This window comes from Paracoccus sp. JM45 (genome assembly GCF_003590715.1).
Taxonomy (GTDB): Bacteria; Pseudomonadota; Alphaproteobacteria; order Rhodobacterales; family Rhodobacteraceae; genus Paracoccus.
Map to the genome: position 1 here is coordinate 1 of NZ_QQVY01000002.1, position 14,779 is coordinate 14,779.

General features: G+C 62.1%; 18 protein-coding genes. 7 read left to right on the plus strand and 11 right to left on the minus strand.

What is annotated here, in order from left to right:
* Positions 1–72: 72 nt before the first annotated feature.
* The 3 genes from DWB67_RS03705 to DWB67_RS03715 form a co-directional block, all read right to left on the minus strand.
* Positions 73–387, minus strand: coding sequence for a multidrug efflux SMR transporter (locus DWB67_RS03705; RefSeq protein WP_119806191.1), 315 nt, complete (start codon positions 385–387; stop codon positions 73–75).
* A gap of 99 nt (positions 388–486) precedes the next feature.
* Entirely contained in the window at positions 487–1,683 is a 1,197-nt protein-coding gene (locus tag DWB67_RS03710; RefSeq protein ID WP_119806192.1) for a UbiH/UbiF family hydroxylase, read from the minus strand.
* Positions 1,684–1,764: 81 nt separating this feature from the next.
* Entirely contained in the window at positions 1,765–2,442 is a 678-nt protein-coding gene (locus tag DWB67_RS03715) for a pyrimidine 5'-nucleotidase (RefSeq protein ID WP_119806510.1), read from the minus strand.
* Between the two features lie 65 nt (positions 2,443–2,507).
* On the opposite strand from DWB67_RS03715, the gene DWB67_RS03720 reads away from it, so the two are divergent.
* The 4 genes from DWB67_RS03720 (at position 2,508) to DWB67_RS03735 (ending at position 5,178) form a co-directional block, all read left to right on the plus strand.
* Complete coding sequence (locus tag DWB67_RS03720) at positions 2,508–3,131, plus strand: GntR family transcriptional regulator (protein ID WP_119806193.1); 624 nt, start codon at positions 2,508–2,510, stop codon at positions 3,129–3,131.
* On the plus strand, positions 3,124–3,753 hold the full coding sequence (locus DWB67_RS03725) for a DNA-3-methyladenine glycosylase (RefSeq protein ID WP_255418537.1): 630 nt from the start codon (positions 3,124–3,126) through the stop codon (positions 3,751–3,753). The genes DWB67_RS03720 and DWB67_RS03725 overlap by 8 nt, the downstream gene beginning before the upstream one ends.
* Positions 3,750–4,406, plus strand: coding sequence for an alpha/beta hydrolase (locus tag DWB67_RS03730; protein WP_119806195.1), 657 nt, complete (start codon positions 3,750–3,752; stop codon positions 4,404–4,406). Before DWB67_RS03725 ends, DWB67_RS03730 begins: the two co-directional genes overlap by 4 nt.
* Before the next feature lie 172 nt (positions 4,407–4,578).
* A complete protein-coding gene (locus DWB67_RS03735) occupies positions 4,579–5,178 on the plus strand; it encodes an HNH endonuclease (RefSeq protein ID WP_119806196.1) in 600 nt (199 codons plus the stop codon).
* Here the strand turns inward: DWB67_RS03735 and DWB67_RS17995 are convergent, their stop codons facing one another.
* The 4 genes from DWB67_RS17995 to dapA all read right to left on the minus strand — a co-directional run bounded on the left by DWB67_RS17995 (position 5,179) and on the right by dapA (position 7,725).
* Positions 5,179–5,352, minus strand: coding sequence for a hypothetical protein (locus tag DWB67_RS17995; protein ID WP_182911481.1), 174 nt, complete (start codon positions 5,350–5,352; stop codon positions 5,179–5,181).
* Between the two features lie 104 nt (positions 5,353–5,456).
* Entirely contained in the window at positions 5,457–6,095 is a 639-nt protein-coding gene (locus DWB67_RS03740; protein ID WP_119806197.1) for an NrsF family protein, read from the minus strand.
* Positions 6,092–6,649, minus strand: a complete 558-nt coding sequence (locus tag DWB67_RS03745; protein WP_119806198.1) for a sigma-70 family RNA polymerase sigma factor — start codon at positions 6,647–6,649, stop codon at positions 6,092–6,094. Before DWB67_RS03745 ends, DWB67_RS03740 begins: the two co-directional genes overlap by 4 nt.
* Before the next feature lie 200 nt (positions 6,650–6,849).
* Positions 6,850–7,725, minus strand: a complete 876-nt coding sequence (gene dapA / locus DWB67_RS03750) for a 4-hydroxy-tetrahydrodipicolinate synthase (protein ID WP_119806199.1) — start codon at positions 7,723–7,725, stop codon at positions 6,850–6,852.
* Positions 7,726–7,738: 13 nt separating this feature from the next.
* Here dapA and DWB67_RS18255 point away from each other — a divergent pair, with 13 nt between their 5' ends.
* Positions 7,739–7,870, plus strand: coding sequence for a hypothetical protein (locus DWB67_RS18255; RefSeq protein WP_255418538.1), 132 nt, complete (start codon positions 7,739–7,741; stop codon positions 7,868–7,870).
* Positions 7,863–9,923 carry a lytic transglycosylase domain-containing protein gene (locus DWB67_RS03755; RefSeq protein ID WP_182911482.1) on the plus strand — a complete coding sequence of 687 codons (2,061 nt, stop codon included), beginning with the start codon at positions 7,863–7,865 and terminating at the stop codon, positions 9,921–9,923. Before DWB67_RS18255 ends, DWB67_RS03755 begins: the two co-directional genes overlap by 8 nt.
* Here the strand turns inward: DWB67_RS03755 and DWB67_RS03760 are convergent.
* The 3 genes from DWB67_RS03760 to DWB67_RS03770 all read right to left on the minus strand — a co-directional run bounded on the left by DWB67_RS03760 (position 9,889) and on the right by DWB67_RS03770 (position 12,735).
* Positions 9,889–10,845, minus strand: coding sequence for a DMT family transporter (locus DWB67_RS03760; protein ID WP_119806201.1), 957 nt, complete (start codon positions 10,843–10,845; stop codon positions 9,889–9,891). The two genes, DWB67_RS03755 and DWB67_RS03760, sit on opposite strands and share 35 nt — an antisense overlap.
* Before the next feature lie 117 nt (positions 10,846–10,962).
* Positions 10,963–11,754, minus strand: a complete 792-nt coding sequence (locus DWB67_RS03765; RefSeq protein ID WP_182911498.1) for an inositol monophosphatase family protein — start codon at positions 11,752–11,754, stop codon at positions 10,963–10,965.
* Between the two features lie 66 nt (positions 11,755–11,820).
* Positions 11,821–12,735, minus strand: a complete 915-nt coding sequence (locus DWB67_RS03770) for a LysR family transcriptional regulator (protein WP_119806203.1) — start codon at positions 12,733–12,735, stop codon at positions 11,821–11,823.
* Between the two features lie 91 nt (positions 12,736–12,826).
* Here DWB67_RS03770 and metF point away from each other — a divergent pair, with 91 nt between their 5' ends.
* Positions 12,827–13,705, plus strand: coding sequence for a methylenetetrahydrofolate reductase [NAD(P)H] (gene metF / locus DWB67_RS03775; protein WP_119806511.1), 879 nt, complete (start codon positions 12,827–12,829; stop codon positions 13,703–13,705).
* Here the strand turns inward: metF and DWB67_RS03780 are convergent.
* Positions 13,702–14,760, minus strand: a complete 1,059-nt coding sequence (locus DWB67_RS03780) for a DUF2235 domain-containing protein (RefSeq protein ID WP_119806204.1) — start codon at positions 14,758–14,760, stop codon at positions 13,702–13,704. The genes metF and DWB67_RS03780 overlap by 4 nt on opposite strands.
* Positions 14,761–14,779 lie beyond the last annotated feature (19 nt).

Below are 14,779 nucleotides of genomic sequence, written 5' to 3' on the forward strand. Positions count from 1 at the left end.
GCATTTCAAAGACGCCCTGCGGGGGGTCCGGGGGGCGGCAAGCCCCCCGGCGGTCGCGGGACGCAAACAGGCTTAGGACGCAATTTTCATCACGATGATGCCAGAAAAAATCAACGTGGCGGCCAGAATACGCAGCAGGGTCACCGGCTCGCCCATCAGTGTCATGCCGATCACAAAGCTGCCGATCGCACCGATCCCCGTCCAGACGGCATAGGCCGTGCCTAACGGCAGGCTGCGCATGGCCAGCGCCAGCAGCCAGAAGGATGCGATCATTCCAACCACCATGATCCCTGTTGGAAGAAGGCGTGAAAAGCCGTGCGATTGCTTCATGGCAACAGCCCAGACGACCTCAAGCAGTCCGGCAGCAGCAAGTTGGATCCAAGGCATAACGCCTCCGGTCTTGGATCGGGTCGTCCCGAGGTCCTATCTGGCGCCAAGGTCGTCCTTGGACCCTCGACCTAAGGCGCGGCAGCCTGCGCTTCAAGGTCAGCGCAGGCCCAAGCCCGCTTTCATCATCAGGCGGCGCATGGGCGCGATACCGTAAAGCCCGCCCAAAGTCGCAGCCCGCAAATCGCGCAAGGGGCGCAGTTCTGCCTGACTGGCGCGGTTCAACGCGTCGATTCCCAGCAAACGCGCATAGGCATCGGGACGGCGCGTGCGTTCGAACCGCGCCAGCGACTCCGCACTGCCGGGGTTATCCTTGGACAGATCAAGCAGCGCGGCCAGATCGGCCAGACTCATGTTGAGACCCTGCGCACCGATTGGCGGCAGGACATGGGCGGCCTCGGCGATCAGGGCGGTGTGCGGGCCGGTAAAGCGGTCGGCGATCTGGCTGATGATCGGCCATTCAGTCAGGCGCGTCGCCACGCTAAGATGGCCCAGCACGCCTGCGGAACGGGCATTCACCGCCGCCTCAAATTCATCGGCAGGCAAGGCAGCCAGACGGGCGGTTTCACGGCCGTTTTCCATCCAGACAATCGCGGATGAGGATTTGCCTTCCCGATCCGGCAGCGGCACCAGCGTAAAGGGCCCGCCCGAACGGTGCACCTCGGTCGAGACATTGTGATGGGGCCGGTCGTGCGTCACCGCAAAGGCCAGCGCCTTCTGGCCATAGCGCAGCGTACGAACCCCGATGCCCAATGCCTGACGCACGGGGGAATTGCGCCCGTCCGCCCCGACCAGCAGCCGCGCGCGGATACGGCGGCCATCCGACAGCGTCACCAGCGCCCCGTCATCACGGGTCTGGACATTGGCCGTCCCTGTGCCCGGCTGGAAACGCACCGTTTGCAACTGGTCCAACCGTGCCGAAATTTCCCGTCGCAGCAGCCAGTTCGGCAGGTTCCACCCGAAGGGCTGACCGCCGATTTCGGCCGCGTCGAATTCGCGGGTCATGCGGGGTGTCGGCTCGGCCCCGCCTGCATCGACGATCCGCATCACCTGCAGCGCCGTCGCATAGGGTGCCAGCCGTTCCCACAGCCCGATCTTTTCCAGCAATTGCACCGACGGCGTCAGGAATGCCGTGGACCGCAGATCGGCCCCTTTGGCCCCTTCATCGGTCACAGGCAGGGCGGGATCGACGCAGAGAACCGAAAACCCTTCGGCCCCGAAGGCCGCAGCGGTGATCAATCCGGCGATGCCCCCGCCCGAGATCAGGATGTCGATATCTTCGATGCTGCCGTTCATGGCATTGCCCCTTGCCTTACGCCCTGCATGTTGCCCCCAAGCCCGCCAAAGGGCCAGAGGCCGCGCTGTCGCAGGCAGCATTCAGCCACGCAGCAGGCCTTGCAGGAAACCCGTCAAATCATCGGTGCGGTGCTGCACATGGGGGCCATGTTCGGCCAGCCCGTCCAACGCATCGGGACCATGCCGCCCCTGCCCCACCAGAACCGTCCGCATGCCCAACGCATGGGGCACGGCCAGGTTGCGGGGGTCATCCTCGAAAAACGCGGCCTGTTGCGGGTCAATGCCCGCAGCCCCCAGCACACGATCAAAGGCGATGGCCGCGGGTTTGGGGTGAAAGCCCGCTTCCTCGATCCCGTAAACGCTGTCGAACAGCGCCGGATCGTCCAGACCGCGCGCTGCCAGCACCCGTCGGGCATAGGCGGCATCGCCATTGGTATGGATGATCCGCCGCCCCGGCAGGGCGGCAATGGCTTTGGCCAGATCGGGGGCGGGGTCCAGCACCGAAAAATCGATGTCATGCACATCGGCCAGATAATGCGTCGCATCGACCTGATGTTCGGCCATCAGACCGGCCAGCGTAGTCCCGTGCAGCCGCCAGTATTCGGCGCGCAACCGGTCGGCATCGCCCTGCGGGACACCCAGCACGCGCATCATATAAGCCGTCATCCGCCGCTCGATCTGGGCGAACAGCTGGGCTTCGGGCGGGTAGAGCGTATTGTCCAGATCGAAGATCCAGACACGAACATGCGAAAAATCCATTTCCATCCCATAGCTTGGGCCGCTGATGCTTGCAATTCGTCGCGGCACGGCCAATCGTGTGCCGCATGAAAGATGCCTATTCCCTGATCCTGACCGCAATCGAAAGCGGCACCTATCGTCCGGGCGACCGTTTGGTTGAATCCGAATTGGCGGAACGCTTTGGCGTGTCGCGCACCCCTGTGCGCGAGGCTTTGCAACGTCTGGAAACGCAGGCGATGCTGGTGCGCGACGGTCGCAGCCTGATCGTGGCATCGCTGGATCACAGCCAGCTGGCTGAACTTTATGCCGTTCGGGCCGAACTGGAGGCGCTGGCCGCCCGTCTGGCCGCCCGCCATGCCTCCCCCGAAGAGGCGCGCGTTCTGGCCCATATGGTCGAAGAGGATCACAAATCCACCGGCGACCCCGAGGCATTGGCCCGCGCCAACAAACGCTTCCACCGCCAGATCCATCTGGCATCGCATAACCGCTATCTGGTGCAACAGCTTGATCTGGTGCACCGCACCATGGCGCTGATGGCCCGCACATCGCTGGCCGCCGAAGGGCGCAGCGAAACCGCGCTGGCCGAACATGCCCGTATCGTGGATGCCATCACCGCAGGTGACCCCGATGCCGCCGACCACGCGTTGCGGCAACATATTTCGATGGCATGGGAAACACGGCTCAAGCTGGAGGCAAAAGAAGGTGCCTAGGCGCCTGATTTCCACCCAAGATGACATTACCGAAGGCTGCGCCCATCTGGCGCGGGTTTGCCCCGTCTGGGCCAAGGTGCTGCCCCAATTGGGCAAACTGCCCCTGCGCCGCCGCGATGACGGGTTCGAGGCGATCGCCAGCGCCATCGTCGGCCAACAGATTTCCATCGCCGCGGCGGGGGCCATCTGGGCGCGGATGCAGGATGCGGGGCTGTTGACCGAGGCAGCGATTCGCGCCGCCAGCGATGATGATCTGCGCGTCGCGGGTCTGTCGCGCCCCAAGCAACGCTATCTGCGCGGCATTGCCGAGGCGGGGTTGGACTGGTCCGCCCTGCGCGACATGGATGACGATGATGCCATTGCGCGTCTGGTCGCCCTGCCCGGTATCGGCATCTGGACCGCCGAGATTTATCTGAAATTCGCCCTTGGCCGCGCCGATGTGCTGGCCGCAGGCGATCTGGCTCTGCAAGAGGCCGCGCGCATCATGTATGACCTGCCTGCCCGCCCCACGCCTGCGGTCCTGCGCAAGCTGGCCGAACCGTGGCAGCCATGGCGCGCGGTTGCGGCACGGGGGCTGTGGGCCTATTACCGAATAGCCAAAGGACGCGAGGGAACATTATGACCGAACAGCTGACATCCGCCCGCAAGGGCCCTGCCAAGGCCCGCTCGGTCGTGATTTTCGTGCATGGTTATGGCGCGGATGGTGATGACCTGTTGGGTCTAGCCGATCCGCTGTCCCAGCACCTGCCCAATACCGCATTCTATGCGCCAAATGCGTCGGAACGCTGTAAAAACAACCCGATGGGGTTCCAGTGGTTTCCTATCCCGTGGTTGGACGGATCATCCGAAGAACAGGCCAAGGCGGGGATGGATCGTTCCACCGCATCCCTGAACGCCTTTATCGACAAGGTGCTGGCGGATGAGGGTCTGACTGCTGACAAGCTGGCACTGGTCGGGTTTTCGCAAGGCACGATGATGTCGCTGCATATCGCGCCACGCCGCGCCGAACAGATCGCAGGCGTCGTCGGCTTTTCGGGCCGCCTGCTGTCCCCCGAAACCCTTGCCGCCGAGGCGCGTGTCAAGCCGCCCGTCCTGTTGCTGCATGGCGATCAGGACCCTGTCGTCCCGTTCGCCGATATGGATCTGGCCGGTAACGCCCTGCAAGAGGCAGGTTTTGTCGTCTATGGCCATGTCATGAAAGGCACTGCCCACGGCATTTCACAAGACGGGCTGTCCGCCGCGCTTTCCTTCCTGCATGAAAGGCTGCCGCGCTAGGCGGCCTTCTGCCCACCAACCTGTCATGCTGCTGTCACCGCAGGCGATTAGCTTTGCGCCAAAGACGTCCGATGACGCGCAGGCTTGCCAGATGCCTGAGGCGATATATAGTCGGACCATGGATCTGACAGGCACGGCGGTCAAAGCTCCGCCGTGCAGGTGGAAGGGCAATATGCTGGACGATCATCACCAGACCGAATTCCGAACCCAGTTCGTGCGCGAACCGGCCAATCTGCGCCATTATCCGGCGCTGGTGCTGAATGCCGATTACCGGCCGCTCAGCTATTATCCGTTGTCACTGTGGCCGTGGCAGGAAGCGATCAAGGCCGTGTTTCTGGACCGCGTCCAGATCATCGCCGAATACGACCACGAGGTCCGAAGTCAGCGACAGGCCTTCCGGATACCATCAGTTGTTGTGCTGAAAGATTATGTTCGACCCCAAAAGCGCGTGGCCTTCACGCGCTTTAATTTATTTTTACGGGACGAATTCTGCTGTCAGTATTGCGGGGCCAAGGGTGATCTGACCTTTGACCATGTGGTGCCACGGTCGCGCGGCGGCATTACCAGTTGGGAAAATGTCGTGGCGGCCTGTTCGCCCTGCAACCTGCGCAAATCGAACCGCAGCCTGCGCCATTCGGGCATGCATCTGCGCAAACCGGCAAAACAACCGACCGCTGATGAAATGCACACGATCGGGCGGCGTTTTCCACCGAATCACCTGCATGACAGCTGGATGGATTTTCTGTATTGGGACGCCGAACTGGACAGCTGATCAGCTGTCGTGGTCATGCCCGTTGCGATGGTTGTAATGCACCAGAAATGCCGCGCTTAGCGCCAGCAACGGCACGGCAATGGGTGACCACCCAGCAGCAAGGCTGACCCATAAGGTCATGGCGGCCCCAAGTATGACCACCGTGATCAGCATCAGGAAATGGGTTAGTGGCATGGGTCACTCCTCTCCTTAGGGCCAATATGGGGTCTATTGGCGGCATTGAAAAGGCCGGTCTGCGATTCCGGGAAACTTCATGACCCGCAGACCGGTGTTTTGCCTTACCAGCGCAGGAAGCGACGTCCGGCCCAAGCCCCTGCAGCCGTCACGATCGACATGCCCAGCCCGTACCACAGGATAAAGAACAACGGCGTATCTTCATTGCAATGCAGCGCATAGATCGCGGTGGCCGCACCCGCGACGCTTAGCCCCGCCATGGCACCGCTAAGGGCGGGCGCAGGGCTGGCACCGGCGCGCAGCAGATACATCACCACTGCCAGTGTCGGGATCGAAATCAGACTGATCGAGCTGAGGCAGATCATCGCCGTGCCGCCCATACTTCGCGTTTCGACCTGTTCGGGCCGAAGGCCGACAGCCTGCGTCAGCCACCAGACAGCGGCAGCAATCAGAATGGAAAAGATCACCCCGCGTGCAAAATGCAGGGTTGTGGTCTGCGGTCGGGTCAAACGGATCGCAGCCCCTGCGGCAACAACGGTCAGCACCAAGGGAATAACCCATTTCATGGCCGTGACCGGATCCATGATCGCCTGCACCAGATCGGGACGGATACCCAGCACCGCCAGAACAAGCCCGCCGAAAACGGCCAGCATCGCAACCCCCGCGCCCAGAACTTTTGGCGTCAACGGACCGTCGGACACGTCATCCGACGCAATCAGGTTTAGCAGTTCTTCGGTCTTCATAGCCCGTTCTCCTGTCGTACCTTTGCCAACCGCTGCAATGCGCGATGCAAAGCCACCCGCAACGTTCCCGGGGCAAGCCCCAGTTTAACGCCGCATTCATCCTGCGTGCGCGCCTCGATTGCCAGACAGCGCAACAGGGCGGCATCGCGGTCCTGCAAGCGGTCGATCAGCGACGCCGCGTCACGCATTTCAAAACCGTCCTGTTCAGCCTCGGCGGGTATCGTTTCGGCAAAATCATCCACTGGCACATGGACGGCGCGGCCCCGTTTACGGAACGCGTCCACCAATTTGTGCCGTGCAATCGCATAGACCCATGGCCGCAGAGGCATCTGCGGGTCCCAGGTCGCGCGCTTCACGTGAATCGCCAATAAAGTTTCTTGCACCACATCCTCGCACCAGCTTGCGTCCATGCTGCCTGCCCGTGCGCGGATGATTCCGCGCAGAACCGGCGTCATTGCCGACAGAACCCGTCGATAGGCAACTTGGTCACCTGCGATGGCCGCGCGCATAAGCGCCGACCAGTCTTCTTTGACCTTGCTGTCTTTCGCCGTCATCGAACGTCCTTACGCATGCGGGGGCTGCTACGTTACACTGCGGCGCGGTTTGGCCCGAAAAAAATACAGATCGACAAACATTAGCCGATCTTTTCGGGAATGCGAATCCCGCCCGCAATTTTTGCAGGTCGCATTCGCGTTATAAGGCTGGCATGCCGGATCGGGACAGGCAGGGGCGGTGCCCCTGCCCTTTCAGGCGCTTACAGCAGGCCTGCATGTTCCAGCGCGGCATCGATCAGGCGGCGCGTGGGTTCGGTCAGGGGCGTCAGCGGCAGGCGGACGCGTTCGTCACACATCCCCAGACGCGACATGGCGTATTTTGCACCGACCAGACCGGGTTCGATGAAAATGGCGATATGCAGGGGCATCAGCTTGTCCTGATATTCCAGTGCCGCCGCATAGTCGCCGCGCAGGGTCGCTTCCTGAAACTGCGCCGACAACTTGGGGGCCACGTTTGCGGTGACGCTGATACAGCCCACACCACCATGCGCGTTAAAGCCAAGGGCAGTCGCATCCTCACCCGACAGCTGGACGAAATCGGGGCCGCAGGTGATGCGCTGGCAGCTGACACGTTCCAATTTTCCGGTGGCATCCTTGACCCCGATGATCGACGGGATCTTCGCCAGAACGCCCATCGTTTCGGGCATCATATCCACGACCGAACGGCCCGGAATGTTATAGATGATGATCGGTAGGTCACAGGCATCGGTCAGCGCCGTATAATGCGCGATCAGGCCCGATTGCGTCGGTTTGTTGTAATAGGGCGTGACGACCAATGCTGCATCCGCACCCACTTCGGCGGCATGCTGGATCAGCCCGATCCCTTCGCGCGTCGCATTCGACCCCGCACCGGCAATGACCGGAATGCGGCCATCGACGGCCTTGACCACTTCCTCGATAACAAGACGGTGTTCGGCATGGGTCAGGGTGGGGCTTTCGCCTGTGGTTCCGACAGGCACCAAACCGTGGCTGCCTTGGTCGATATGCCATTCGACCAGCTTTTTCAGCGCGTCCAGATCCAATTCGCCGTCCTGATCGAACGGCGTGACGAGGGCTGGCAGAGACCCTTTGAACATGACACGCTCCTTGATGACTGATCTGCTGGGGTTGGATAATGAATTCGCCGACATCCCTATCCCCGCGGAAGGACCTTGCCAAGGTTGTGAATTGCGCCACGACCGTTTGCGAATAAGACTGGATGCCGATGCGACTTATGCGTGACATGCTGTATGCTGGACTTTTTGCGGTCCTGCCCCTTGCCACCCCTGCGCAGGCCGAGGATGCGGGCGCGATGGCGCTGGCCCTTGCCGCCGCCGACAGCCGCGATTGGGTGACGGCCCGCGACGCCGCCCTACGCGCCGGACCCCTGGCTGAAGCTTTGGTCGGCTGGCAGGCATTGCGCGCCGGATATGGCAGTTTCCATGAATACGCCGATTTCTTGCGCGAAAACCCCGGCTGGCCCGGTCTGGATGCGATCTATAAACAGGGCGAGGCAAAGCTGCGTGCCGATGACGACCCTGATGACATCCGCGACTGGTTCAAGGGTCGCCATCCGGCCACCTTGTCGGGGTTGGAGGCGCTGACCCCCACCCTGTCCCGCCGCAAGGCGCGGGAAGAACGGGCGCTGTTTTTCACCCTGCAACCGATGACGGCCGCCGAAGAAACCGCGCTGCTGGCCGATCCGGACAGCGAACTGGCCGAACTGGTCCCCGCCCGCGCGACAGCGATGCTGGATCAGGGCGAATGGCAACAGGCCGAACGGTTGTTGCCCCGCCTGACCCCCGCCTTGCAGCCGCTCATCAAAGCCCGCGTCACCCTGCAATCTGGCCGCGAAGGGGTGGACGATCTGATCCTTGCCCTGCCCGATGGCGCGCGAAGTGATGCCGGTCTAACGATGGACCGCTTTTTGTGGCGCGTGAAAGCCAAGATGCATGACGGCGCGCAGGACCTGATGCTGGAAGCCTCGGTCGATGCCGAAAGCCTGCGTGTGCCGGACCGGTGGGCACAGATGCGGGTCGATTACGCACGTCTGGCCATGCGCAATGGCAATTGGCAACGCGCATTGGATCTGGCCGCCCCGCATTTTCTGGACCCCGACAACCGTCATTATTCCGATCTTGAATGGCTGGCGGGGTTCGCCGCCCTGAAGACCGACCAGCCGCAACTGGCGCTGGATCATTTCCTGCATCTGGAAACCGTTGTGGGGTCCGCCATCAGCAAGGCCCGCGCCTTTTACTGGCAGGCCCGCGCGCATCAGGCGCTTGGGCATGACCGCGACGCCGAAAAAGCCTTCCGTCAGGCTGCCGAATTCCCAGGTGTCTATTACGGCCAGCTGGCGATGGAGCAGGTGCATGAACCCCTGCCCGCCGAATATGCGGTGACCGGACCTGCCATCGACACCCTGCCCGATTGGCGCGGCAGCGATCTGCGGGAAAACGGGCTGTTCCGCGCTGGTCTGTGGTTGATCGCATCGGGCCGTCGGGACGAGGCACAGCGCTTTTTCCTGCATGTGGCGCAGGATGCCGACCCCGAGGACATTGCCCGCATGTCCCGCCTGATGTTTGAAGCAGGCGCCCCTTGGCACGCGTTGCGACTGGCCAAGCAATCCGCCAATCAAGGTGTCATCTGGCCCGCCGCACAATTTCCGCTGACAGGGCTGGAACGCCGCGACCTTGGGCCGCCGCCCGAATTGGTGATGGCCATTGCGCGGCAGGAATCGGAATTCAACTTTGCGGCCAGCAGCTATGTCGGTGCGCAGGGTCTGATGCAGCTGATGCCCGCAACCGCAGAACAGATGGCGCGCCAGATCGGTGTGCCCTATGAACTGGACCGGTTGTCGATGGATGCCTTTTACAACGCCAGCCTTGGGTCTGCCTATCTGCAGGGGTTGGCGGAACGCTTCGGCACTTCGGTCGCGCTGATTGCATCGGGATATAACGCAGGCCCCGGCCGTCCGGCACGCTGGCTGAATGATTTCGGCGACCTGCGACGCGACGCCGATCCCGTCGAATGGGTCGAACTGATCCCCTTTGACGAAACCCGCAACTATGTCATGCGCGTGGCCGAGGCTTTGCCCGTCTATCGCGCCCGCATCCATGGCAAACCCGCGCCGGTTGTCACCCGCTGGGATCTGTCGGGTGGCGGGCTGATGCCGCCACCGCCCTTGCGGCTGACGCTGGCGCTGTCCAAACGCCCGCCGGAACGGCCTGCCTATGGGCCGCAACTGCCGAAGGTCTGGCCTATCGAGCCTTCTGCCTTTGACGCCATAAGGTAAACATTCCCGCGCCGACGACGATGCAGGCACCGATGATAACATTGGTGCGCAATGTCTCGCTGAAGAAGATGACGCCGATAAAGCTGATCCAGACCAGCTGGGTATAGGAAAACGGCTGCAAGGCCGATGCCTCGGCCATTTCATAGCTGCGGATCATCAGATAATGCGATGTCATGCCGCAAACGCAAAGCGCCGCCATCCAGATCCAGTCGGTCGGGGCCAGCCATTGCCAGTCCCAGATACCGACCAGCGTGATGGCCGCAGCCCCCGCAATGCCGGTCCAGAAAAAACTGACCATCGCCGGATCATCCCGCGACACATGCCGCGTCAGCAAACCGTAAAGCGCAAATAACGACGCCGCCCCGAAGGGCAACAGCGCCGACCATGACATCACACCGCCACTGGGGTTCAACACCACAAGAATGCCCGCAAAGCCGAAGCCGATGGCCGTCCAGCGCCGCCAGCCGACCTTTTCGCCAAGGATCGGCCCTGACAACGCCGCAATCAGCAAGGGATAGACCGCAAAGACCGCATGTGTTTCGATCAGGCCAAGGCGGACAAACGCCTCGACCATCAGCAGCACTTCGGCGGCCAGCAGGACCCCGCGGGCGATCTGTGTCAGGGGACGTTTCGTGCGGATGGCGCGACGCAAACCTCCCGGCTGGCGGGACACCAGCACCGTGACAAAGGCGGCAAAGACCCAATAGCGGATCATCACAATCAGCACAGCGGGATATTGCGATCCCAGAATGCGGGACACGCTGTCTTGCAGGGCAAAGATGAAACTGACCACGCACATCAGCAGGATGGCCAGACCGGTCCGGTCCTGCTTTGGCGGCGCAATCTGCGGCGGCATGGGCGGCGGGGCCGAGGCGGTCGCCGCTGAGGCACCATAGGTATAATCGGAATGTTGATCGGACATGGGGAATGCTTTCAGGAACGCCCCCCTGTTGCGCCCCATATGACCCAAGGTCAAGAAAAGGCCGGACTTGCATATCCTGCAAGCCCGGCCCCCGTGTTCTTGTTGCACCGGTCGCGATCAGTCGCGCGTGCGGATCACCTTGGCAAAGGGTTCCAGCAGCGACGGGTTCGCGGCAACGATGCGACCCGATTCCAGCGGGCTTTCGCCTTCGCGGATGCCTTCGACGAAACCACCGGCTTCGCGGACCATCAGGATGCCTGCAGCGACTTCCCATGGCTTGGTGCCGCGTTCCCAGTAACCGTCGAAACGACCGGCCGCGACATAGCACAGGTTCAGCGACGGGGCGCCAAAGCTGCGGACGCCCGCCGAAATCGGCATCAGACGCGCCAGATCCTGCAAGGATGCGGGCAATGCGCCACGGCTGGCAAAAGGAACGCCGGTCGAAAAGACTGATTCGGACAGACGGGTGCGGCCCGACACACGCAGGCGCTGGTCGTTCATGAATGCGCCGCCGCCTTTTTCAGCCACGAACATTTCATCCTTGGCAGCATCGAAGATCACCGAGGCAACAACTTCGCCCTTATGTTCCAGCGCGATGCTGACACCCCAATGGGGCAGGCCGTGCAGGAAGTTGGTCGTGCCGTCCAGCGGGTCGACAATCCAGCGGCGGGTGGGGTCTTCGCCAGCTTCTTCGCCGGTTTCCTCGCCCAACCAGCCATAGCTGGGGCGTGCTTCGCGCAGCTCTTCCTTGATCTGGCGTTCGGCTTCGCGATCGGCGCGGGTGACAAAATCACCGGCGCCCTTGACGCTGACCTGCAGGTTTTCGACTTCACGAAAGTCTTTGACGAGGCCGCGCCCGGCCTTGCGGGCGGCCTTGACCATGACGTTTAGATTGGCGCTTGCCATCACATGCTCCGGAAAAAGGGGTTGGCGCGTCATAGGGCTTGGCGCGCGGAATGTGAAGCGAAAGGCACATCACGCGGCGGAACCACGCAGCATTCGCAGGGGTTCGGTGCGTGAAAGCCGCAACACATGGGCCATATAAGGCTGTGACAGGTCGTCCTGACGCACCGCTGCATAAAGCCGCCGCCGTATTCCCTGCGGCCCCAAAGGCAATAGCGCCAGTTCGGGATTGGCACTTTCACGGCGCAAAACCCAGTCCGGCATGACAGCCACCCCCCGCCCCGATGACACCAGCATCACCGCCACTGCCGTCAGTTCTACCGTCCGTGCCCGCAGCGGTTCAACCCCCGCCGGCGTCAGAAACTGGCTGAACACATCCAGCCGTCCGCGATCCATGGGATAATGGATCAGCGTTTCCCCCGCCAGATCATCAGGGTCGGCATAGCCTTTGGCGACCAGCGGATGCCCCGCAGATACCATCAGCGTCGGTGCGTAATCGAACAGCGGCTGGAAGGTGATGCCCGGCAAATCCTCGGGGTCCGAGGAGATGACCAGATCGACCTCCTCGCGCACCAAGGCAGGCAAGGCACCAAAGGCAAGGCGCTGACGGATATCGACATCGACATCGGGCCATGCGCGGCGGAAGATATCCAGAACCGGCAAAAGCCAGTCGAAACAGGCGTGGCATTCCATGGCGATATGCAGACGCCCGATGCGACCCGCCTCGACGCCCTTGAATTCGGCCTCGGTTGCGGCGACCAGCGGCAGAACCTGTTCGGCCAGCCGCAGCAGGCGGATCCCTGCGGCAGACAGGCGCATCGGCTTGGTGCGGCGGACGAAAAGTTCAAGGCCTGCCTGTTCCTCTAGCGCTTTAACCTGATGGGACAGGGCCGATTGGGTGATATTCAAAACCTCGGCTGCGCGGGCCAGACCGCCTTGGGCATGGATGGCGTGAACAGTTCGCAGATGGCGCAGTTCCAGATGCATGATGAATTCGGCTCACGTTTATCTTGAGGATTATGAATTTGTCTCACGCCGCTGCGCGTGGCACAAGGCCTACGAACCGAAAGGAAACGTCATGACCCGCAAAGACCCAAAGATCAGCTTCGAGTTTTTCCCGCCCAAGACGCTGGATGCCTCGTTCCGGCTGTGGGAAACCGCGCGGGCGCTGGCCCCCCTGTCGCCCGAATTTGTATCGGTGACCTATGGCGCGGGCGGCACGACCCGCAAACTGACCCATGAGGCCGTCACCACGATCAACCGCCAGTTCGGGCTGGAGGTGGCTGCACATCTGACCTGCGTCGAGGCGACGCGCGAAGAAACCATGGCCATCGTTCAGGATTACGCCGATGCGGGCATCCGTGAAATCGTCGCCCTGCGTGGCGATGCCCCCAAAGGTGCCGATAAATTCACCGCCCATCAGGACGGCTTTGCCAATTCCGTCGATCTGATCGAGGCGATTGCCGCCCGTGGCGATATGAACATCCGCGTCGGCGCCTATCCCGAACCCCATCCCGAGAGTGCCGATACCGATACCGATGTCGCATGGCTGAAGCGCAAGATCGAAGCCGGTGCCACCAGCGCCATCACCCAGTTCTTCTTTGACGCTGATACCTTCTTCCGTTTCCGCGACAAATGCGTGGCCGCGGGTATCAATGCGCCGATCATTCCAGGCATCCTGCCTATCCAGAGCTGGGCCGGCACCAAGCGCTTTGCCGCCATGTGCAACACCTCGGTCCCCGATTGGGCGCATGAGGCGTTTGATCTGGCCGCATTGGACGGCACAGAGGCGCAACGCGAACTTTCCACCGGTATTTGCGTCGATCTGTGCGAAAAGCTGATTGCGGGCGGTGTGGACCGTTTGCACTTCTATACGCTGAACCGCCCCGATCTGACCCGCGATGTCTGTGCAGCTTTGGGTGTCCGGCCAAAGGCCACGCTGGAAGCGGTCGCCTAGGTCGATCCACTAGCCGATCCGATATCGCCATACGGCACCGGATCGGCATTCTGCGCCAGATGGTTGACCAGATCGGCATGGCCGACATAGGGAAGACTGACGCTGGAATGCAGCTTTTCGCTGATGTGCCGCCCTGCAATCCGCGGGGTGCGGGCCAGAAATGCCTTGCCCCAATTACGCCACGTGCCGATCGCTGGGGCATCCACGTCACAGGGGAACAACCCGCGCCAGCCGACCGGCAGGTCCAGACCGACGCTTTCGGCACGTTCCAGCATCCATGTCAGCGGGATATTTGACAGGGGTCGCGCGAATTCGAAACCCGACAGCTGGCCGCCAATGTCGGGATGTGCACCACGAAACCACATCTGTTCGATCCGGTCCGCTGCCCATTCGCTGTCCCACAGCAGCGGGGAAAAGGCGGCGCGGGTTTCATCCAGCGCAAGGGCCTGAAACGCATGCCGGATACCTGGCCCCAGATGCGCGTCATGGAAACGGAACCGCGGTTCGGTCAGCATCCACAGCAGCGGCAGGCGGATACCCAAAGCCATCACAGTATCAAAGCAACCGACCATATCGACATCGGTATCAGGCTGGCACCGGCGTCTGCGAAACGCTGCCATCGATGCCTCGGACCCGCCTTTTTGATAATACCGCCATGCCAGCCGCACGTTGCGTTCTGTGGCATATTCCGGCCTTAGCAGCCCGATCCGGCAGATCATGCCCGCAAGGCTGCGGATGGCGAACGCCCCGCGCGAATAGCCAAACATGAAAATCCGGTCGCCTTCCCGATACCCCGAGGCAAGCCAGCTGTAGGCATGGATAATACGGGATTCCAGCGTGATGCCCATGACAAGTTCGGGCAGCGTCCGCCAGCGGTTCCATTGCTGTCCCATCCCGTAATGGATGCGATAGCGGCCTTGGGCGGGTGGCAGGCTTAGCTGGCCGGTCAGCAGGCGATGGATCCGGCCAATCGAACTGCGTCGTCCGTCCCGAAGCGAGGCAAAGGTGCCGTCCAGCAGAATAACATGGGTGGTCGCAGGTCGAATCACATTCATGCCCCCAAGCTAGCATGGG